Genomic DNA, 21,158 nt, shown 5'->3' with positions numbered 1-21,158 from the left:
TCTCGACAGGCGGGAGTGGAAGAGCGGCCAAGGTAGCAGCTATGAGCCGCAAGCCGCAAGCCGCAAGCCGCAAGCCGCAAGCCGCAAGCCGCAAGCCAAGTCAGTGTGAGGGCCTGAGCCCTGAGCGGGTAAACCCTGCGCATCGCGCTTGCTCTGACTTGAAAGCCTGTGGCTTGCAGCTTGCCGCTGCTCAAATCAGCTCGGCGAGGCTATCGACCACCACATCCGGTTCTTCCTCGGCCACTGGGCGACCGTGGTTGTAGCCATAGCTCACCGCCACGCAGGGTACGCCAGCAGCGCGGGCGGCCAGCACATCAGTGCGCGAGTCGCCAACGAACAACGACTGTCCCTTGGTCACACCGGCCAGGCGCATCACCTGCAACAACGCAGCCGGATCGGGTTTCTGCTGCGGCAGGGTGTCGCCACCGATGATCCAGCGGAAATAACCACCCAGGCCGACCTGCTCCAGCAACGGAGCGACAAAACGCTCAGGCTTGTTGGTCACCACTGCCAGTTCGACGGCGGCGGTGCTCAGGGCTTCGAGCAGTTCATGCACGCCTGGGTACAGGGTGATCAGCTCGTGGCAGTCGGCGTAGATATCGAGAAAGCGCGCCAGAGCGACCTCTGTCTCGGCATCGCTGACGGCAGCGTGATCGATGTCGTCGGCCAGCGCACGGCGCACCAGAACCCGTACACCATTGCCAACCCACTTGCGTACCTTCTCGACACCGACAGGCGAGCGACCCAGCTCGACCAGCATGCGGTCGACAGCGGTGGCCAGATCGGGCACCGAGTCGACCAGGGTGCCGTCCAGGTCGAACATCACCAGGCGTGGCAGCTCACCACCGCACAGCTCGCGCAGGGCGTTCATCCACGCACCTGGGCCAGTTCGGCGCGCATGGCATCGACCACTGCCTTGTAATCCGGCTGGTTGAAGATGGCCGAGCCGGCAACGAAGGTGTCGGCGCCTGCTTCGGCGATCTCGCGGATGTTCTGCACGTTCACCCCGCCGTCGATCTCCAGGCGGATCTCGCGGCCGCTGGCATCGATCAACGCGCGCGCTTCGCGCAGCTTATCGAGGGTGCCGGGAATGAACTTCTGCCCACCGAAGCCGGGGTTGACGCTCATCAGCAGGATCATGTCGACCTTGTCCATCACGTACTTGAGCACATCCAGCGGGGTGGCCGGGTTGAACACCAGACCGGCCTTGGCGCCACCGGCCTTGATCAGTTGCAGCGAGCGGTCGATGTGCTCGGAGGCCTCCGGGTGGAAGGTGATGTAGGAAGCGCCGGCTTCGATGAAGTCGCCGATGATGCGATCCACCGGCTTGACCATCAGGTGCGCATCGATGGGCGCGGTGATGCCGTACTTGCGCAGCGCCGCGCAGACCATCGGGCCGATGGTCAGGTTGGGCACGTAGTGGTTGTCCATGACATCGAAATGCACGATGTCCGCCCCGGCGGCGAGTACGTTGTCCACTTCCTCACCCAGGCGGGCGAAGTCGGCGGAAAGGATCGACGGGGCGATGGCGAAGGGTTGCATGGCGCACCTCTGAGTGCTTGGTCACGGTGGCGCACATTGTAACGGTTGAATGGCTATCTGACAGTGCCACCGGATCAGGCGCGCCAATACGCCTCATGGCAAAAGGCCCCGTCGGTTGCCCGGCGAGGCCTCGATCCTGCAGGCGTAGCGCGCTATTCCGGCGTGGAGGTACGCAGCTTTTCGCTACGCCCACGCAGCCATTCCAGGGTCAGCAGCAGCAGAACGGAAAAACCGATCAGCAGCGTGGCGGCGGCGGCGATGGTCGGCGACAGGTTCTCGCGGATGCCGCTGAACATCTGCCGTGGCAGGGTGGCCTGCTCGGGGCCGGCGAGGAACAGGGTCACCACCACTTCATCGAACGAAGTAGCGAAGGCGAACAGCGCACCGGAGATCACCCCGGGCGCGATCAGCGGCAGAGTGACGCGGCGGAAGGTGGTGATCGGCGAGGCGCCGAGGCTGGCGGCGGCGCGCACTAGGTTGTGGTTGAAGCCCTGCAGCGTGGCCGACACGGTGATGATCACGAAGGGCACGCCCAGTACCGCATGCACCAGAATCAGCGATAGGTAGCTGTTGCCCAGGCCCAGCGGCGCGAAGAACAGGTAGCTGGCGACACCGATGATCACCACCGGAACGATCATCGGCGAGATCAGCAGGCTCATCACTAGCGCCTTGCCACGGAACTCGCCACGGGTCAGGCCGATGGCCGCCAGAGTGCCGAAGCCCATGGCCAGCATCGTCGCCGCCGGGGCGATGATCAGGCTGTTCTTCAGCGAGCGCATCCAGTCGGCGGACATGAAGAAATCTTCGTACCAGCGCAGTGAGAAACCCTGCAGCGGGTAGACGAGGAAAGTGCCGGAGTTGAACGACAGCGGCACGATCACCAGCACCGGCAGGATCAGAAACAGCAGCACCAGGGCGCAGATAAGGCGCAGGCCGTAGTACCAGAGGCGCTCGACGGGTGACATATAGGGGCTGAGCATGGGTTTTACTCCAGTGAGCTTTCAAGCTCCCCTCTCACATTTATGGGAGAGGGGCTGGGGGAGAGGGCGCTCTTGCTGCGCCACTCTCCCGGGTTCGGTTACCGAGAGGCGGTGGTGCCGAAACAAACAACCTCTCCCGCCCTTCGGGCACCCTCTCCCGCAAGCGGGAGAGGGTCATCAGATGGTCTGCTACGCAGACCGCTTTTAGCCAAGCCTCAGCTTGCTGGCGCCAACCAGCCAGCTATACACGACGTAGAGCACCAGGGTCGCGGCCAGCAGCAGGCCGCCGAGAGCCGTGGCCATGCCCCAGTTGATGGTGGTGTTGGTGTAGAAGGCGACGAAGTAGCTGATCATCTGGTCGTTCGGGCTACCCAGCAGCGCCGGGGTGATGTAGTAGCCGATGGACAGGATGAACACCAGCAGGCAACCAGCGCCGACACCGGCCAGGGTCTGCGGGAAGTACACCCGCCAGAAGCTGGCGAACGGGTGGCAACCGAGCGACACCGCCGCACGCATGTAGCTGGGCGAGATGCCTTTCATCACGCTGTAGATCGGCAGGATCATGAACGGCAGCATGATGTGCACCATGGCCACGTATACGCCGCTGCGGTTGAACACCAGTTGCAGCGGCTGCTCGATAATGCCCAGCGACATCAGCGCGCTGTTGATCAGCCCCCCTGACTGCAACAACACGATCCAGGCTGCCACCCGCACCAGGATCGAGGTCCAGAACGGCAACAACACCAGAATCATCAGCAGGTTGCCCTGGCGGGTCGGCAGGTTGGCCAACAGGTAGGCCAAGGGATAGGCCAGCACCAGGCAGATGGCGGTGATCACCACGCTCATCCAGAAGGTACGGGCGAAGATGTCCAGGTAGATGGCCTGATCCGGCGTGGCCTTGGCCAGCTCACCGAGGTCGTCGATGCGGTGATCGAGGGCGGCCAGCAGGTAATAGGGAGTGACCGACGAGGCGTTACGGCGGATCACCTGCCAGTAGGCAGGGTCACCCCAGCGCTCATCGAGATCGAGGAAAGCGTCGCGGTAGGAGGCCGGCTCCTGACGCAGAGGCAGCTTGCGCGCGGTGCTGCTGACCAGGCTGCGAAAGCCGGCCTGCTCCATGTTCAGGCGCTTGGACAGGTCACCCAGATCATGCTTGCGTCGTGCCTCGACCAGATCCTCGGCTATCGCCCGGTACACCGGCTCTTCCGGCAAACCGCGACCATCCCAGGCAGCAATCGCCTCGACGGTACGCTGCAGGCTGCCGACCACTTCCGGGTTGTCCACGCTGCGCAGCAGCAGGGCACCGATGGGCAGCAGGAAGGTCAGCAGAAGGAACAGCAACAGCGGCAGAATCAGTGCCTTGGACTTCAGACGATTGAAACGCTCGGCACGGGCCAGACGCTGCTTCAGGTTCGGCCCGGGCAAATCGTTGGCAGGCAGTACGGCGGCCATGGACAACTCCGCAAGCAAGAAGAAAATTCAGACGGCCCCGCCGCAGGGCGGGGCCGGATCGAGTCGCAGAACCTGTTCACGAGCTGGCGAGATAGAGCGATGCAAGGCGCTACGTTAGTAACAGCCTTCGGCTGGTCAAAACACGTGAGGAACGGTCGGAGTCGCGGGCGACTTTACGAGCTGTAAATGAGCATGACTCGTTTCACTCGCCCCGAGGGGGCCGCACTGAAGTGCGTTAGCCGCAAGCGGCTTTCCGAACGTGTTTTTAACGCAGCAGCGCCGACGCGCAGCAGGTCGTGAATAGGTTCTTAACGCGCAGCCCAGGCGTTAAAACGCTGCTCCAACTGCTCGCCATAGTCAGCCCAGAAGGTCACGTCGATGGCCACCTGGTTGGCGATGTTTTCCGGCGTGGTCGGCATCAGGCTCAGACGCTCCGGCGCCAGCAGGTCGATGGCCTGCTTGTTGGCCGGGCCGTAGGCGATGTTCTCGGAGTAGGCCTTCTGCGCCTCGGGCTTGACCGCGAAGGCGATGAATTCCTTGGCCACCTCGGCGTTCTTGGCACCACGGGGGATGGCCCAGGAGTCGAAGTCGTAGATGCCGCCATTCCATACCACCTGCAGGTTGCTCTCGTCCTGCACGGCGGCGATACGGCCGTTGTAGGCCGAGCTCATCACCACGTCACCGGAGGCGAGGTACTGCGGCGGCTGGGCGCCGGCTTCCCACCACTGGATGTTGGGTTTCAGCTCGTCGAGTTTCTTGAACGCGCGATCCTGGCCTTCTTTGGTGGCCAATACCTTGTACACGTCCTTGACCGGCACGCCGTCGGCCATCAGGGCGAACTCCAGGGTGTACTTGGCGCCCTTGCGCAGGCCACGCTTGCCCGGGAATTTCTTCACGTCCCAGAAATCGGCCCAGCTGGTCGGCGCGGTGCTCAATTTGTCGGCGTTGTAAGCCAGCACCGTGGACCAGACGAAGAAGCCGACGCCGCAGGGCTGGATGGCGCCTTCGATGAAGTTGGCCTCATCGCCGAACTGCGCCGGGTCGAGCTCCTCGAACAGGCCTTCGTCACAGCCACGGGCCAGCTCCGGCGACTCCACTTCCACCAGATCCCAGCTCACGCTGTTGGTGTCGACCATGGCTTTGACCTTGGCCATCTCACCGTTGTATTCACCGCCAATCACCTTGTTGCCGGTTGCCTTCTCGAAGGGTTCGTAGAACGCCTTGACTTGCGCCGCCTTGTTCGCGCCGCCGAAGGAAACCGCGGTCAGATCCGCCGCCAGTGCCGGCATGGCACAGCTAACACCCAGGGCCAAGGCCGCGAGCTTCAGGGATTTCGTCATTCTTATCAGCTCCTCTGTGTTACGGGGTAAAGGTGCAGCACTGCGCGCAAGGCTCACTCGGCTTGGAGTGGATCCAGCGCGCGGACATGCTCGACAGACCAGCCGAGCGGAACCAGGTCACCAACCGCCAGAGTTGAGTCCAACTCGGCCACGGGTTGCTTGACGTAGAAATCGGATTGACCGCAGACCTCCATGCGAATGCGCACGTGGTCACCCAGGTAGATGAACTCGGCGATGCGCCCGGAGAAACGGTTGGGGCAGGCTTCGCTGTGGCCATTGAGGCGGATACGCTCGGGACGGATCGACAGGCTTACCGGCTCGCCCACGGCACCGACATTGACCGCCGTGGCCTTGATCTCCTCACCACGCGCCAGACGCACCACGCACTGCTCGCCATCACGGCTGAGCAGTTCCCCCGGCAGACGATTGTTCTCACCGATGAACTGGGCGACGAAGGTGTTCTGCGGGGTTTCGTAAAGCTCGCGTGGCGGCGCGATCTGCTGGATTTCGCCCTGGTGGAACACGGCCACGCGGTCGGACATGGTCAGTGCCTCGCCCTGATCGTGGGTTACGTAGACCACGGTCACGCCCAGGCTCTGGTGCAGATGCTTGATCTCCATCTGCATGTGCTCGCGCAGTTGCTTGTCCAGTGCGCCGAGCGGTTCGTCCATCAGCACCAGTTGCGGCTCGAACACCAGCGCACGGGCCAGGGCCACGCGCTGCTGCTGGCCACCGGAGAGTTGGCCGGGGTAGCGGTTGCGGAAACTGTCGAGCTGCACCATGGACAATGCGCGCTTGACCCGCTCGCTGATATCGGTGCGCGACATGCCGCGCACGCTCAGGGGGAAGGCCAGGTTCTCGGCCACGGTCATGTGCGGGAACAGCGCGTAGTTCTGGAACACCATGCCGATGTCGCGCTTGTGCGGCGGCAGTTTGTTCAGCGAGCGGCCATCGAGGAGGATCTCGCCAGCGGTGGGTGTCTCGAAACCGGCCAGCATCATCAGGCTGGTGGTCTTGCCGGAACCGGACGGGCCGAGCAGGGTCAGAAACTCGCCCTTGCGGATATCCAGGTTGAGGTCTTTGACGATCAGCGTCTCGCCGTCATAGCTCTTCTGCACGCCGCGGAAGCTCACCAGTACATCGTTTGCCATCACCACACCCTTGTTCTTGTCTCAGGCCGATGACCAAGAGTAGGCCGGTGACAATGGGCGAAAAAATCGGGCGGGATGACAAGCTGATATCAGGCGGGCGGAGAATCTCCTGTAGGGCTCGCCCTACAAATTCCGAGTGGGAAACTCTGCTTTGACGGATCGGTCAGCCCGGGTGTCGCGGGGCCGCCTAGCGGATGTGCCCATATTGCAACGGTGGATGAAAAGAGCGTCATCCACCCTACGCCGGCCATACAACCGCGTGTTGCAGGAGCGGTCGCTCAGCCCGTAGGGTGTCGCGGGGCCGCCTAGGCTGTGCGCACCGATATTTCGGCTTCAACGCATTGGTGCGCACAGCGCACCCTACAGCAGTCGGTGCTGCATGGCGTAGCGCACCAGATCGGCCACCGAATTGGCCCCCAGCTTCTGCATCAGCCGCGCCTTGTGCGTGCTCACGGTCTTGTTGCTCACCGCCAGGTGCAAGGCTATGTCGTTGACCCCCTCGCCGCGCACCAGGCGCTCGAACACCGAGAATTCGCGCTCGGACAATTGCGCATGGGGCGGGCGCGAATCGGTCAGGCCCACCTCGAAGACCATGCGGTCGGCCAGCGCCGGGTCGATATAACGGCCACCGCCAGCGACCTTGCGAATGGCGGTGATCAGCAGCGCCGGGTCGCTGTCCTTGGTGGCGTAACCGGCGGCACCCGCCTTGAGCGCGCGGGCGGCCATCTGCGCCTCGTCATGCATGGACAGCACCAGGATCGCCGGTGCTTCACTCAGAGCACGGATGCGTGGGATGGCCTCCAGCCCGTTGACGCCGGGCATGGAGATGTCCAGCAGCACCACGTCGCAGGGGGTGCGGCGCAGCACCTCGAGCAGTTGCTCGCCGTTGCTGGCTTCACCCGCCACTTCGAGATCGCGGGCCATGCCGATCAGTTGCTTGATGCCTTCCCGCACTATGGTGTGGTCTTCGGCCACCAGTACCCGAATCACGCGGTGATCTCCTCATCCAGGGCTATGCGCGCACACAGGGTAGTGCCCTCGCCAGGCTGGCTGTCAATCTGCAAGCGGCCGCCAAGCATCAGCATGCGCTCCTGCATGCCCACCAGGCCGAAGGATTGCCCCGGCTTGCGCAACGCCGGATCGAAGCCTTTGCCGTCGTCAGCCACCGACAAGCACAGGTCGCCGTCCGCCTGCCACAGGCGTACCTCGACGCTGTGCGCACCGGCATGCCGCATGACGTTGGTCAGCGCCTCCTGGAGGATGCGGAACAGGCCGATGGCCAGGGCATCGGGCAGGCGCGGCAGGTGCTCGGGCACCTCGACCAGACAGGGAATCTGCGTGCGATCCTCGAAACGGCGCACCTGCCATTCGATGGCCGAGGCGATGCCGGCATCGAGAATCGGCGGGCGCAGTGCCGTGGCCACATCGCGCACCAACTGGAAGAGCTGGGCGATCAGGCGCTTCATGCTGGCAAGACGCTCGTCCAGCTCGGGAATCTGCCCGGCGCAGGCCAGCTCGCACATGGCGGTTTCCAGTTTGAGCACGGTCAGCACCTGGCCCAGTTCGTCATGCACCTCGCGGGCAATACGCGCTTTCTCTTCCTCACGCACGCTTTCCAGGTGCGCCGACAGCTCGCGCAGGCGCGCCCGCGAATCAGCCAGGGCCAGCTCGGCCAGCTTGTTCTCGGTGATATCCCAGAGAATCCCGTCCCAAACGACCCGGCCATTGCCGAGCGGGCGCGCGGTGGTGCGAATGTCGGCCCACAGCACCTCCTGATCGGCGGTGAGGATGCGCCCCTGCCAGTACCAGTCGCTCTCCCCCTCCAGCGCCAGCGTCTGACTATCGAGATAACTGGGTAGATCCTGCGGATGCACCAGGCTGCGTATGCCACGATCTTCACACTGCAGCTCGTGCGCCGGCCAACCGACCATCTCCTGGCTGGCCTCACTGATATAGGCGAAATTGACCACCGCCCCCGGGCCAGCACGCTCCAGGCGAAACACCAGCCCGGGCACGTTGCCGGCGATGCCCTTGAAGCGCGCCTCGCTCTCCTCCAATGCCGCTCGCGCCCGACGGCGTTCGGTGACGTCGCTGAGAAACACCACCAGGTATTCGGCCTGGCGATAGCGCAGAAAGCTCAAGGAAACGTCGGCCGGCATACGGCTGCCATCGGCGCGCAGGCAATCGATCTCGAAGCTTGGCGACCCCTCGTCCTGCTCGCGCACGCGCTTCCACAGGCCAAGCCAGCGATCCATGTTCAGGCCTGGCTCCAGCAGGCTCAGCGGCTTGTCCACCAGTTCGCCAGCGGCATAACCGAGCATGCGTTCGGCGGCCCGGTTGGCATAGCGCAGGTGGCTGTCCCAGTTAACCCAGAGGATGCCGACGGTGCTGTGATCGATGGAGAACTGGCTCAGGCGTAGCGCCTCGGCGGCCTGCTGGTGGCGATCCAGTTCGCCACGTGCGTCCAGCAAGCCACGCTCGAGCAGGCGGGTCTGCTGATGCTGGCGATACAGCGCCGTGCCGGCAATCAGCAACGACAGGCAGAAAAACAGGCTCAGGGTCTTCCAGAAGCCAACGAAGTCACTCATCTGCGGATAACGCAGGGGCAGCCAGCGCTCACGCAGATCTTCCAGCTCACGGGCGGGCAAGGCCTGCAGAGTGCGATCGACAATGGCGGCCAGCTCCGTCGCATCGATCCGCGTGGCCAGGCGCAGCAACTGCGGCAAGCCGATATCACCCACTATGTGCAGGCCGGCGAAACGCGACTCACGCAGCAGCAGGCTCAACGTTGCCTCATCGACCACGGCGTAATCGGCGTCCTGATTGACCACCCGCTGCAGCGCAGCGCGCTCGGAGCCGACCTTCAGCAGACGCAGGTTGCTGTGGGTGCGTTCCAGGTACTCCTCGGCCTGACTGGGCGCGCGCACCGCCACCAACTGCTCCAGCGCGAGCTGATCCAGATCCACCGCACCAGTGCCATTGCGCTCGCCCACCACCAGATGTGGCACGCGCAGATAAGGCATGGAGTAATGCCACAGGCGCAAGCCGGCAGGGGTTTGCTGCTGCCCAGGCGCGAGATCCACCTCACCGGCCTGCACGGCCTTGTCCAACGCCTCCTGCGTGGGATACAGGCGCCAATCCGGCTTTACCCCCATGGCCTCGAGCAAGCGCTGCATCAACTCGACATTGGCGCCGGCCAGATGCCGGTTGCGCTCCACCTGTGCCCAAGGTGCCCGCAACACCAGACCGACACGCAGCGTCGGGTGCGCGGCCAGCCAGGCCTGCTGCTCGGCATCGAACGCCGGACGCAACGGCATGCGCTCGCTCTCGGCCCAGCCAGGCTGGCTGCCGAGCAGCAGGAAAAGACAGCCAAGGAGACGGACGAGCGATTTCATGCGCGAAAGGGTTCTGCGGATGCGACGCGCTAAGTTACCCCAGTCGGGGTTCGTACGCCTGACAAAAACATCGCCTCGCATTAGGCTCATGGCATTCGCCTCTGGAGATACTGCCGATGCGCCCCACCTCTGCTGCCCTGCTCGCCTTCGGCCTGCTGTTCGCTGCCATGACCTGGGCCGAAGAGCCTGCCGACACTACTGCGCCAGCCAGCGAGAGCCCAGCGCCGACCAGCGAGGAGCGCCCGCCGCTGCCCGAGCGTAGCGTGCTCGAAGCGCAGGCGCTGGAGGAACGTCTGGACAAGCGCGAACAGCAGATGCTCAAGGCGCAGGATGAAAGCTTCCTCACCCTGTGGCTGCCAGCCAATGTCGGCGAACCCGAGGGCGTGGTGATTCTGCTGCCGGGTGACGTGGAGAATGCCGACGAAGCCACTGTCATCGGCCCGCTGCGGCGCAAACTGCCCGACGCCGGCTGGCACAGCCTGAGCCTGACCCTGCCCGACCCGGAAGGCGCCCCCCTGCCACCGCGCAGCGCAGCCCCCACCGAGACTCCGCCAGCGGAGCCCAGCGGAGAAACGCACGCCGCCCAGGACACGCCGCCACAGGCAGCGCCCGCAACACCAGCAGCAGACGAACCTGCCGTGCCCAGCCCGGAACAACGCCGCGAGGCCCATGCGCAACGGGTGATGGCGCGCATCGACGCGGCCGTCGCCTTTGCCGCCGAGCGCCAGGCCAAGGAGATCGTCCTGCTGGGCCATGGCAGCGGCGGCTACTGGGCCATGCGCTATCTCAACGAGCGCAAGCCGGATAACCTGCACAACCTGCTGCTGGTTGCTGCCGAAGTACCGGCTGGCTTCACTCCGCCTCTGGATGAACTGGTGGCGAAACTGCCGGTGGCCACCGGCGACTTCTACTACAAGGATCGCACCGACGACCGTCAGGCGGCCGTACGCCGCCTGAATGCCAGCAAGCGCGCCAAACTGCCTGTCTACATACAGGTGGCGATGAAAGCCTTGCCGGGCAATCTGCCGGTGCAGGAGGAGCAACTCTTCCGGCGCCTGCGCGGCTGGCTGAAACTGCATATCCGCACCAGTGGCAGCTAGCGCAACTATTGCCCCTTGGCCAGGTCGGCGCGACCTCTAACGCATGCCCCGGCGCTGGCGAATCAACGCATAGGCCTGATGCAGTTGCCGCGTGGTTTCGGTCGCCTCGCGAATGCGCTCGGCCGAGGCACCCGAGCCGGCCAGCTTGTCCGGGTGATGGCGGCTGAGCAAGCGCCGGTAGGCACGCTTGATCTGCTCGGGCTCGCTGCTCTCGCTGACCCCCAGTAACTGCAGGGCCTGCTGATAGCTGCCCCCCGAGGGTGCCGGCTGCTGACTGCGCTTGGGGGCGTACTCCTCGTTCAGGCGTTCCAGCGCGGCCGTCTCCCACCCCAGCCACTTGCCCCAGAGCAGGATCAGTTCATGCTCGTCGGGCGCTACCCGGCCATCGACCCAGGCCATGCGCCAGCAGGCACGCAGCAATGCCTCGGCTCGCTCGCGTTGGCGCTGCAAGGGCACGCGCAGGTTGTCACGCGCGGTCTTGCCACGGGCGAAAGCGTCGATGGCACGACGCTGCGCGTCGACATCCAGGCCCAGGCGCTGCATTTCCGAACGGGCCTGCTGGATATGGCTCTGCAGCACCCGACCATTGCTCTTGGCCAGGCGCCCGAGCATGAGGAACAGCAGGTCATCATCCGCTGGTGCCGGACGCCCGCCCAGGCGCTCGCGCAGGTTGGCCCAGCCATGCAGACGCAGGCGCCTATCCAGCACCTGGCCGAGCAGGCCGCCCAGCAAGGCTCCGGGGATGCTGGCCAGCGCCAGCCCGGCCGCCGCCCCCAGCAGGGTCGCGGGCCACAACACCTAGCGCGCCTCCTGCAGCAAGCGCTCGACTTCGGCCAGGCGCTCGTGGGTGCCGACATCGATCCAGCAGCCGTCATGCCGTTCACCACTGACCTGCCCTGCCGCCATCGCCTCGCGCAGCAGCGGCGCCAGCTTGAAGGCTCCCGGCTTGCAGCCAGCGAACAGCGCGGGGCTGAGTACGGCAATGCCGCTGTAGGTCAGGCGCTCACCGTCTGTCGCAGCGTCATGAACCTGGCCCTGATGCAGGATGAAATCGCCCTGCGGGTGATGCGCCGGATTGTCCACCAGCACCAGATGGGCCAGGCCTGCCAGGGGCTTGCGCAACTCGGCGAAGGGGTAATCGGTGAAGATGTCGCCGTTGATCACCGCGAAAGGTTCGTCACCCAACAAAGGCAAGACCTTGAAGATACCGCCACCGGTTTCCAGCGGCTCGCCTTCGGGCGAATAAGCGATACGCAGACCGAAGCGCGCGCCGTCGCCAAGATGATCCTCGATCTGCTGACCGAGCCAAGCGTGATTGATCACCAGCTCGGTAAAACCCGCGGCGGCCAGTGCGTGAACGTGATAGTCGATCAGGGGCGTGCCAGCCGCCTTTACCAGCGGTTTCGGCGTATGCAGGGTCAGCGGGCGCAGACGCTCGCCCTTGCCGGCGGCGAGAATCATCGCTTTCATGCATGAGCCCCTTCTTCTATCGCCAGGCTGGCGAACAGCTCACCCAGCTCGGCCAGCTCCGGCCGACGCGCCAGCACCGCCTGGATATAAGAGAAGAAACGCGGCACGTCGCCCAGGTACTTGGGCTTGCCGTCGCGATGACAGATGCGCGCGAAGATGCCGATCACCTTCAAGTGGCGCTGCACGCCCATCAGGTCGCTGGCGCGCAGGAACTCATCCAGCGACGGCTGCACCGGGATACCGGCCTGCCCGGCGCGCTGCCAGTAGTCTTGCAGCCAGCCCCGCACACGCTCTTCCGGCCAACTGAGGAAGGCATCCTTGAACAGGCAGGTGATGTCGTAGGTGACGGGGCCGTAGACGGCATCCTGAAAATCCAGCACGCCGGGATTGGGCGTGCTGCGCATCAGGTTGCGCGGCATGAAGTCGCGGTGCACCAGCACCTTGGGCTGGGCCAGGGCGCTGTCGATCAACAGACGGCTGACACGCTGCCAGGCGGCCTCCTGCTCAGGGGTGAAGGTGCGGCCCAGATGGCGCTGCACGTACCACTCGGGAAATAGCTGCAGCTCGCGGCGCAACAGGGCCTCGTCGTAATGCGGCAGATCGCCATCCAGCGGCAGGCGCTGCTGCAACAGCAAGGCCTCGATGGCGTCGTCGAACAGCTCATCGGCATTGTCCGCGTCGATCACCTCCAGGTAGGTCTGGCGCCCCAGGTCATCGAGAATCAGAAAACCCTGCTCGAGATCGGCCGCCAGCACTTCGGGCACATGCACTCCGGCACTGGCCAGCAAGGCAGCGATACGCACGAAGGGCGCGCAGTTCTCCTGCGGCGGCGGTGCATCCATGAGGATCAGGCTGCGTTCACCAGCCTGCCAGCGGAAATAACGGCGAAAACTGGCATCGCTGCTGGCCGCCGTCAGTTCGGCCTGCGGCACCTCGCCCCAACCGCGTGCAGCGAAGAGTGCAGGCAGTTTCTCGGCGAGCCAGGTTCGTAGCTGTTGCAGACGTACATCGTGTTCGGACATCAAGGGGTCTCCGACGGCGCTAGCCGTTGCGCGGGTCATGCTTTATTATCCAGCATCTTTTTCAGCCCATCGAGAGGCGTGCGGCCCCTGGGCCGGTAGCGCGCAGGAAGCCCGGACTAACAAGATGGCAGTAAAACACCCCGCGTTCCGCAAGAAGTTCCCGCTGCTGGTGACCGGCAGCCTCCTGGCCTTACAGCCTGCCTTCAGCTTACAGACGTTCGCTGCCGAGCAGTACGATTGCTCGGCCTCGCCGAGCGGTGGCTGGGCCTGTGCGCCGAAAACCGCCGCCAGCTCCCTGCCGCCACGCCCTGTGCACAGCCAGAGCAGTGTGAGCACCGGCACTACGCAGACAACCGCAAGCGCCAGGCAGGAAGCCGCTCCCACCCTGGTGACCGAGAGCAAGGGCCGCGCCCTGGCCTCGCGCAGCGCCGACTACAGCCACCTCGACTGGGTGCCACGCGACAAGCTGACCGCCGCGCAACTGGCCGAAGCCGGCCCTTACTGCGCCGGTGCCTATGTCGAACCGCTGCGCCCGGGCATGGACGACACCACGCCGCTGGACGAAGCGCCGATGTTCGTGTCTGCCAAGGCCTCGCGCTACGAGCAGGAGCAACAGGTGGCGACACTGGCCGGTGACGTGGTATTGCGCCAGTCCGGCATGCAGGTCGAGGCCGACGAGGCCAGCCTGCACCAGGCCGAGAACCGTGGCGAGCTGGTCGGCAACGTGCGCCTGCGTGACAAGGGCATGCTGGTGGTGGGTGACCGCGCCGAGCTGCAACTGGACAACGGCGAGGCCAAGATCGACAACGCCGAGTACGTGCTGCACAAGGCCCACGTACGCGGCAGCGCGCTCTATGCCAAGCGCGAAGAGACCGCCATCGTGCGCCTCAAGGACGGTACCTATACCCGCTGCGAACCGGGCGACAACGCCTGGCAACTGAAGGGCAACAACGTCACCCTGAATCCGGCCACTGGCTTCGGCACCGCCACCAACGTGACGCTGCGGGTCAAGGACTTCCCCGTCTTCTATACCCCGTATATCTATTTCCCGATCGACGACCGCCGCCAGTCCGGCTTCCTGCCGCCGAGCTTCAGCTCCTCGAGCGACACCGGCTTCTCGCTGCAGACGCCCTACTACTTCAACCTGGCGCCGAACTACGATGCCACGCTCTACCCCACCTACATGGCCAAGCGCGGCCTGCTCATGGAAGGCGAGTTCCGCTACCTGACCAAGAGCAGCGAAGGTCAGATCGGTGGCGCCTGGCTCAACGACAAGGACGACAAGCGCAAGCTGCAGTCCGAGTACGAAGACCAGCGCTGGATGTATAGCTGGCAGCACAAGCAGGGCCTCGACTCGCGCCTGCTTGCCGAGGTCGACTACACCGATATCAGCGACCCTTACTACTTCCAGGATCTGCGCAGCGACCTGGGCATTTCCTACGGTTCCTACGTCAACCAGCGCGGCACGCTGACCTACCGTGGCGACAACTACACCGCGCGTTTGAATCTGCATGCCTACGAGCTGGCGAACATCACCGATATCACGCCCTACGACCGTCTGCCGCAGCTCACTCTCGACGGCAAGCTGCCCTTCGAGCCGGGCGGTCTGAACTTCGCCTACTCCACCGAGTACGTGAAGTTCGACCGTGACCTGCGCTCCGGCAACTTCATCAACGAGGATGGTGTCGCCGAGCAGCGCTGGTATGACACCTTTGTTACCGGCCTGGCTCGCGCCAATGGCGAGCGCCTGCATCTGGAACCCTCGGTCAGCCTGCCGATGAATGCGAGCTGGGGCTTCATCAAGCCGCAGATCAAGTACCTGCAGACCCATTACGACCTGACCCTGGACAGCCAGGGCAAGGCAAGCCTGCTGCCAGAACAGCAGTACAGCAGCAGCCAGAACCGTGGCCTGGGCCTGTTCAGCGTCGACAGCGGCCTGTACTTCGATCGCGATACCCAACTGTTCGGCAAGGACTACCGCCAGACCCTGGAGCCGCGCGCCTTCTACCTCTATGTACCGGAAGAAGATCAGACCGATATTCCAGTGTTCGATACGGGCGAGAGCAGCTTCAGCTATGCCTCGCTGTGGCGCGAGAACCGTTTCAGCGGCAAGGATCGCATCGGCGACGAGAACAAGCTATCGCTGGGCGTAACCAGCCGCTGGATCGAGCCAAACGGTTTCGAGCGTCAGCGCATCAGCGTTGGCCAGGCGTTCTACTTCGAGGATCGCAAGGTTCAGATGCCGGGCATCGACTACCGCGACCGCGACGATGCCACCGCATCCGTATCGCCTTACGCACTCGAGCACCAGTACCGCTTCAACCGCGACTGGCGTCTGAACTCCACCTTCAACTGGGATCCGGATCAGCGCCGCACCCGTTCCGGCAGCGCCATGTTCCACTACCAGCCCGAAGACAACCCGAACAAGGTGGTCAACCTGGGCTATCGCTACCGTAACGATACCGTTCGGTATGACCAGGCGAGCGGCAAGTGGCTGGTCGGCGGTGGTGACTACGGCACCCCGGGCACCCCCGGCTACATCAAGGACTACTATAAGATCAGCCAACATGACTTCTCCGTCATCTGGCCGATCGTTCCGCAGTGGAGCGTGATCTCGCGCTGGCAGTACGACTACAACCGCAATCGCACCCTGGAAGCCTTCGGAGGCTTCGAGTACGACAGTTGCTGCTGGAAACTGCGCCTGATCAACCGTTACTGGGTCGACTACGACGAAGTCAGCCTCAACCCGTCGCGCAACGATGAAGCCGACCGCGGCATCTTCCTGCAGATCGTCCTCAAGGGCCTCGGCGGCGTTGTCGGCAACAAGGTGGAAACTTTCCTCGACCAAGGCATTCAAGGTTACCGTGAACGTGAAGACCAAGCTTACTGATTGCCTGCGCTCCCTGCTGTTGGGCGCAGCGCTGCTGGCGGCGACGGCGCATGCCGAAGTGCGCCCGCTGGATCGTATCGTGGCCATCGTCGACAACGACGTGGTCATGCAGAGCCAACTCGATGCGCGCCTGCGCGAAGTGCAGCAAACCATCACCAAGCGCGGTGCGGCCCTGCCGCCAGAGCATGTCCTGAAACAGCAGGTGCTCGAACGCCTGATCATCGAGAACATCCAGTTGCAGATCGGCGAACGCTCCGGCATTCGCATCAGCGACGAAGAGCTGAACCAGGCCATGGGTACCATCGCCCAACGCAATGGCATGACCCTGGAGCAGTTCCGTGAGGCCCTGGCACGCGACGGCCTGTCCTATGCCGACGCCCGCGATCAGGTGCGCCGCGAGATGATCATCAGCCGCGTGCGTCAGCGCCGTGTCGCCGAACGCATCCAGGTCACCGACCAGGAGGTGCAGAACTTCCTCGCCTCCGATCTCGGCAAGATGCAACTCTCGGAAGAATACCGTCTGGCCAACATCCTCATTCCGGTGGCCGAAGGCGCCTCCTCCAGCGAGATTCAAGCCGCCGAGCGGCAGGCGCAGGAGCTGTATCAGCAACTGCAGCAAGGCGCCGATTTCGCCCAGCTCGCCGTGGCCCGCTCGGCCAGCGAGAACGCCCTGGAAGGTGGTGAGATGGGTTGGCGCAAAGCCGGGCAACTGCCGCCCCCCTTCGACACCATGATCAGCGCGCTGAAGCCCGGCGAAGTCACCGAGCCGGTACGTACGCCTGGCGGTTTCATCATCATCAAGCTGATCGAGAAACGTGGCGGCGACACCCAGGTGCGCGATGAGGTGCACGTTCGCCACATCCTGATCAAGCCCAGCGAGATTCGCAGCGAAGCGGAAACCCGCCGCCTGGTAGAGCGTCTCTATCAACGTATCCTCGCCGGGGAAGACTTCGCCGAGCTGGCGAAGAATTTCTCCGAAGATCCGGGCTCGGCGCTCAATGGTGGCGACCTCAATTGGATCGACCCGAACGCGCTGGTACCCGAGTTCCGCGAAGTCATGAACAACACGCCTAGCGGCGAGGTTTCCAAGCCGTTCAAGAGCCCTTACGGCTGGCATGTATTGCAGGTGCTGGGACGCCGCGCTACCGACAACAGCGAAGAGTTCCGCAAGCAACAGGCCGCCAACGTGCTGCGCAATCGCAAGTACGACGAGGAGCTGCAGACCTGGCTGCGCCAGATCCGCGACGAAGCCTACGTCGAGATCAAGCTGTAAGCACATGACGCAATGAGAGAGCCCGGCCCAGCGCCGGGCTTTTTCATCCCGAGCCAAAGGCGCTTAGACTGATACCCCTGCCTTCACCGAGAAAGCGCGATGCCCCAGCCCCTCTTTGCCCTGACCCCAGGCGAGCCCGCCGGCATCGGCCCCGACCTGTGCCTGCTGCTGGCCCGTGAGGCGCAGCCTGCGGCTCTGGTCGCGATCGCCAGCCGTCAACTGCTCAGCGAACGCGCCGAGCGACTGGGGCTCGCCATCGAGTTGCACGAGGTTGGCCCCGGTCACTGGCCGCAAGCGCCGGCCCCTGCCGGTAGCCTCTACATCTGGGATACGCCATTGGCCGAAGCGAGTACGCCCGGCAGGCTGAACCCAGCCAATGCCTACTACGTGTTGCAAACCCTGACCCGCGCCGGCCAGGGCTGCCTGGATGGCACATTCGCCGCGATGATCACCGCGCCGGTGCACAAGGGCGTGATCAACGAGGCGGGCATTGTCTTCTCCGGGCATACCGAGTTCCTCGCCGAGCTGACGCACACCGAGCAGGTGGTGATGATGCTGGCCACCCGTGGTCTGCGCGTGGCGCTGGTGACTACCCACCTGCCCCTCAAGGACGTCGCGTCGGCCATAACCGCCGAGCGCCTGGAACGAGTCACACGCATTCTGCATGGCGACCTGCAGAGCAAGTTCGGCATCACCGCGCCACGCATCCTGGTCTGTGGGCTCAACCCCCATGCCGGCGAAGGCGGGCACCTGGGCCGCGAGGAGATAGAAGTCATCGAACCGGCCTTGCAGCGCTTGCGCGCCGAAGGCATGCAGCTGATCGGTCCGCTGCCAGCCGATACCCTGTTCACACCGAAGTATCTCGAGCAGGCCGACGCCGTGCTGGCCATGTATCACGACCAGGGCCTGCCAGTGCTCAAGTTCAAGGGGTTCGGCGCGGCGCTGAACGTCACCCTGGGCCTGCCGATCATCCGCACCTCGGTGGATCACGGCACCGCCCTCGACCTGGCAGGGACGGGGCGGATCGATACCGGCAGCCTGCAGGTGGCGCTGGAAACGGCCTACCAGATGGTGGCGGCGACAAGCGGCCAGCAACAAGGCTCAAGTTAAAAGCTGTGAAGCAGAGAGGGTGCCGCCTCCGGGATCAACTGATAAGCTTGGCGGTCTACCTTTTCGCTTCATGCTCTAGCTTATCGCTTGCAGCTTGAAGCTTGCCGCTTGGAGCCGCTTTATGCACCAACACCGCGCGCGCAAGCGTTTCGGCCAGAACTTTCTCCATGACGCCGGCGTGATCGACCGTATCCTGCGCGCCATTCGCGCCAAGGAAGGCGAGCGTCTGCTGGAGATCGGCCCGGGCCAGGGCGCATTGACCGAAGGCCTGCTGGGCAGCGGCGCACAGCTCGACGTGATCGAGCTGGATCTCGACCTCATCCCCATCCTGCAGGCCAAGTTCGGCGACGAGCCACGCTTCACCCTCAACCAGGGCGACGCGCTGAAATTCGACTTTGCTCGCCTCAACGCAGCGCCTCGCAGCCTGCGCGTGGTCGGCAACCTGCCGTACAACATCTCCACGCCGCTGATTTTCCATCTGCTGGACAATGCGCCTGTGATCCGTGACATGCATTTCATGTTGCAGAAGGAAGTGGTCGAGCGCCTGGCTGCCGAGCCCGGTGGGGGCGACTGGGGCCGCCTGTCGATCATGGTGCAATACCACTGCCGTGTGGAGCACCTGTTCAACGTCGGCCCAGGCGCCTTCAACCCGCCGCCCAAAGTGGACTCGGCCATCGTCCGCCTGGTGCCGCACGAGACGCTGCCACACCCCGCCCAGGATCCACGCCTGCTCGAGCGCGTGGTGCGCGAAGCCTTCAACCAACGGCGCAAGACCCTGCGCAACACCCTCAAGCAATTGCTGCCGGCCGAAGCCATCGAGGCCGCCTGCGTCGATGGCAGTCTGCGCCCGGAACAACTCGATCTGGCCGCCTTCGTGCGTCTGGCCGACCAATTCGCCACGCACCAGGCCGCCAGCCCGGTCTAAACTGCCAACAGGCTCGAAGAGTTTCCTGCATGTCCGACCCTCGTTACCAGATCGACGTCAGCGTCACCACCGAATACCTGGCTGCGCAGTCGCAGCCGGAGCAGAACCGCTACGCCTTTTCCTACACCATCACCATCGTCAACCAGGGTGAGCTGGCCGCCCAACTGCTGTCGCGCCACTGGATCATCACCGACGGCGATGGCCGCGTGCAGGAGGTACGTGGCGCCGGCGTGGTCGGCCAACAGCCGCATATCGAGCCAGGCGCCAGTCACACCTACAGCAGCGGCACGGTGATGACCACCCAGGTCGGCACCATGCAAGGTAGCTACCAGATGCTCGCCGAAGACGGCGAACGCTTCGATGCGCCCATTGCCCCCTTCCGCCTGGCAGTACCCGGGGCGTTGCACTAAGGGTCTACCCCCGTTTCGTTCGTGGCCGCGCCGGAGCCATTTTTTGCGCGAGGCAAGGCATGAGGAGAGAAGTTTGGTTATTCCAAATGAACGACGAATAACGCAGCATCGCGCCAAAAATGGCCCGGCCCTTCGGGTTGCGCGAAAAATTGCACCATGTCGCGTTGCGAGGCTTGGCAAGGGAGCGACCATTACCTGCGCCTCACGCCTTACTTGGTGCCATTTTTCACAGCAACGCAGCTCACGACGAAACGGGGGTAGACCCTAATGGCGGTGTATGCCGTCGGCGACCTGCAGGGCTGCCTGAAGCCACTCCAGTGCCTGCTCGAGCAGGTGTCTTTCGACCCGGCGCACGACCGGCTGTGGCTGGTCGGCGATCTGGTCAACCGTGGCCCGCAATCACTGGAAACCCTGCGTTTCCTCTACTCCATCCGCCATGCGGTGACCTGCGTGCTGGGCAATCACGACCTGCACCTGCTGGCCGTGGCGCACAATATCGAGCGCATGAAGAAGGGCGATACCCTGCAGGAAATTCTCGACGCCCCGGATCGCGCCGACCTGCTCGACTGGCTGCGCCTGCAGAAGCTGGTGCATCATGATGCCGACCGCAAGGTCACCCTGGTGCATGCCGGCATCCCGCCGCAATGGACGCTGAGCAAGGCCTTGCGTCGCGCCGCCGAAGTCGAGGAGGTTCTGCGTGACGATGCTCGCCTGCCACTGTTTCTCGATGGCATGTATGGCAACGAGCCGGCCAAGTGGAGCAAGGAGTTGCACGGTGTGACGCGCCTACGCGTGATCACCAACTACTTCACCCGCATGCGTTTCTGCAGCGCGGACGGCACCCTCGACCTCAAAAGCAAGGAAGGCATCGGCAGCGCCCCGGCCGGCTTCGCTCCCTGGTTCAGCCACCCCCAGCGCAAGATGCGCGGCGAGAAGATCATCTTCGGTCATTGGGCGGCACTGGAGGGCAACTGCCAGGAACCCGGCCTGTACGCACTGGACACCGGCTGCGTCTGGGGCGGCGCCATGACCCTGCTCGATGTCGACAGCGGCGAGCTGCATCGCTGCACCTGCCCACAGGCTTAGCACCTCAACCCC

Annotated in this window: 17 protein-coding genes and 1 pseudogene; 7 read left to right on the top strand and 11 right to left on the bottom strand. The window is 64.2% G+C overall.

The features are described 5' to 3' along the window. Window positions 1-193 precede the first annotated feature (193 nt). From ACSVIK_RS14850 to ACSVIK_RS14815, 8 genes and pseudogenes are all read right to left on the bottom strand, one after another. Window positions 194-871, bottom strand: a pseudogene (locus tag ACSVIK_RS14850) (phosphoglycolate phosphatase); the annotation flags it as partial. Next, window positions 868-1,542: a ribulose-phosphate 3-epimerase gene (gene rpe / locus ACSVIK_RS14845; protein ID WP_442445043.1), complete on the bottom strand. Its 675-nt coding sequence runs from the start codon at window positions 1,540-1,542 to the stop codon at window positions 868-870. The gene rpe and the pseudogene ACSVIK_RS14850, both read right to left, overlap by 4 nt. Window positions 1,543-1,694: 152 nt before the next feature. Next, a complete protein-coding gene (locus ACSVIK_RS14840) occupies window positions 1,695-2,522 on the bottom strand; it encodes an ABC transporter permease (protein WP_442445042.1) in 828 nt (275 codons plus the stop codon). A gap of 204 nt (window positions 2,523-2,726) precedes the next feature. Then, window positions 2,727-3,974: an ABC transporter permease gene (locus tag ACSVIK_RS14835; RefSeq protein ID WP_442445041.1), complete on the bottom strand. Its 1,248-nt coding sequence runs from the start codon at window positions 3,972-3,974 to the stop codon at window positions 2,727-2,729. A 308-nt stretch (window positions 3,975-4,282) separates the two neighbouring features. Further along, window positions 4,283-5,314, bottom strand: a complete 1,032-nt coding sequence (locus ACSVIK_RS14830) for an ABC transporter substrate-binding protein (protein WP_442445040.1) — start codon at window positions 5,312-5,314, stop codon at window positions 4,283-4,285. 53 nt (window positions 5,315-5,367) lie between these two features. Further along, window positions 5,368-6,465 (bottom strand): ABC transporter ATP-binding protein, encoded by a 1,098-nt coding sequence (locus tag ACSVIK_RS14825; protein WP_442445039.1) that lies wholly within the window; start codon window positions 6,463-6,465, stop codon window positions 5,368-5,370. A gap of 360 nt (window positions 6,466-6,825) precedes the next feature. Beyond that, entirely contained in the window at window positions 6,826-7,455 is a 630-nt protein-coding gene (locus ACSVIK_RS14820; protein WP_442445038.1) for a response regulator, read from the bottom strand. Continuing rightward, on the bottom strand, window positions 7,452-9,860 hold the full coding sequence (locus tag ACSVIK_RS14815; RefSeq protein ID WP_442445037.1) for a PAS domain-containing sensor histidine kinase: 2,409 nt from the start codon (window positions 9,858-9,860) through the stop codon (window positions 7,452-7,454). The genes ACSVIK_RS14820 and ACSVIK_RS14815 overlap by 4 nt, the downstream gene beginning before the upstream one ends. 116 nt (window positions 9,861-9,976) lie before the next feature. Between ACSVIK_RS14815 and ACSVIK_RS14810 the strand changes: the two genes are divergently transcribed. Continuing rightward, window positions 9,977-10,960 carry an alpha/beta hydrolase family protein gene (locus ACSVIK_RS14810; RefSeq protein WP_442445036.1) on the top strand — a complete coding sequence of 328 codons (984 nt, stop codon included), beginning with the start codon at window positions 9,977-9,979 and terminating at the stop codon, window positions 10,958-10,960. 36 nt (window positions 10,961-10,996) lie between these two features. Here ACSVIK_RS14810 and ACSVIK_RS14805 read toward each other — a convergent pair whose 3' ends face one another. Genes ACSVIK_RS14805 through ACSVIK_RS14795 form a run of 3 tightly spaced genes read right to left on the bottom strand, consistent with a single transcriptional unit; the run spans window position 10,997 to window position 13,452 of the window. Then, complete coding sequence (locus tag ACSVIK_RS14805; RefSeq protein ID WP_442445035.1) at window positions 10,997-11,758, bottom strand: DnaJ domain-containing protein; 762 nt, start codon at window positions 11,756-11,758, stop codon at window positions 10,997-10,999. Beyond that, window positions 11,759-12,430 (bottom strand): N-acetylmuramate alpha-1-phosphate uridylyltransferase MurU, encoded by a 672-nt coding sequence (gene murU / locus ACSVIK_RS14800; RefSeq protein WP_442445034.1) that lies wholly within the window; start codon window positions 12,428-12,430, stop codon window positions 11,759-11,761. After that, on the bottom strand, window positions 12,427-13,452 hold the full coding sequence (locus tag ACSVIK_RS14795; protein ID WP_442445033.1) for an aminoglycoside phosphotransferase family protein: 1,026 nt from the start codon (window positions 13,450-13,452) through the stop codon (window positions 12,427-12,429). Before ACSVIK_RS14795 ends, murU begins: the two co-directional genes overlap by 4 nt. Window positions 13,453-13,576: 124 nt before the next feature. On the opposite strand from ACSVIK_RS14795, the gene ACSVIK_RS14790 reads away from it, so the two are divergent. From ACSVIK_RS14790 to ACSVIK_RS14765, 6 genes are all read left to right on the top strand, one after another. Next, window positions 13,577-16,342 carry an LPS-assembly protein LptD gene (locus ACSVIK_RS14790; RefSeq protein ID WP_442445032.1) on the top strand — a complete coding sequence of 922 codons (2,766 nt, stop codon included), beginning with the start codon at window positions 13,577-13,579 and terminating at the stop codon, window positions 16,340-16,342. After that, window positions 16,323-17,615 (top strand): peptidylprolyl isomerase SurA, encoded by a 1,293-nt coding sequence (gene surA, locus ACSVIK_RS14785; protein WP_442445031.1) that lies wholly within the window; start codon window positions 16,323-16,325, stop codon window positions 17,613-17,615. Before ACSVIK_RS14790 ends, surA begins: the two co-directional genes overlap by 20 nt. Before the next feature lie 99 nt (window positions 17,616-17,714). Next, window positions 17,715-18,725, top strand: a complete 1,011-nt coding sequence (gene pdxA / locus ACSVIK_RS14780) for a 4-hydroxythreonine-4-phosphate dehydrogenase PdxA (protein WP_442445030.1) — start codon at window positions 17,715-17,717, stop codon at window positions 18,723-18,725. Between the two features lie 121 nt (window positions 18,726-18,846). Beyond that, window positions 18,847-19,650 carry a 16S rRNA (adenine(1518)-N(6)/adenine(1519)-N(6))-dimethyltransferase RsmA gene (gene rsmA / locus ACSVIK_RS14775; protein ID WP_442445029.1) on the top strand — a complete coding sequence of 268 codons (804 nt, stop codon included), beginning with the start codon at window positions 18,847-18,849 and terminating at the stop codon, window positions 19,648-19,650. Between the two features lie 29 nt (window positions 19,651-19,679). Continuing rightward, on the top strand, window positions 19,680-20,060 hold the full coding sequence (gene apaG / locus ACSVIK_RS14770) for a Co2+/Mg2+ efflux protein ApaG (RefSeq protein WP_268181069.1): 381 nt from the start codon (window positions 19,680-19,682) through the stop codon (window positions 20,058-20,060). 267 nt (window positions 20,061-20,327) lie between these two features. Next, the gene (locus ACSVIK_RS14765; RefSeq protein WP_442445028.1) at window positions 20,328-21,146 is read left to right on the top strand and encodes a symmetrical bis(5'-nucleosyl)-tetraphosphatase; all 819 of its coding nucleotides are present in this window, start codon (window positions 20,328-20,330) and stop codon (window positions 21,144-21,146) included. Window positions 21,147-21,158 lie beyond the last annotated feature (12 nt).

Source organism: Pseudomonas sp. NCHU5216 (genome assembly GCF_052156495.1).
GTDB lineage: Bacteria > Pseudomonadota > Gammaproteobacteria > Pseudomonadales > Pseudomonadaceae > Aquipseudomonas.
Note: the sequence above shows the minus strand (reverse complement) of the source record. Positions and strands in the feature narration are given on the sequence as shown.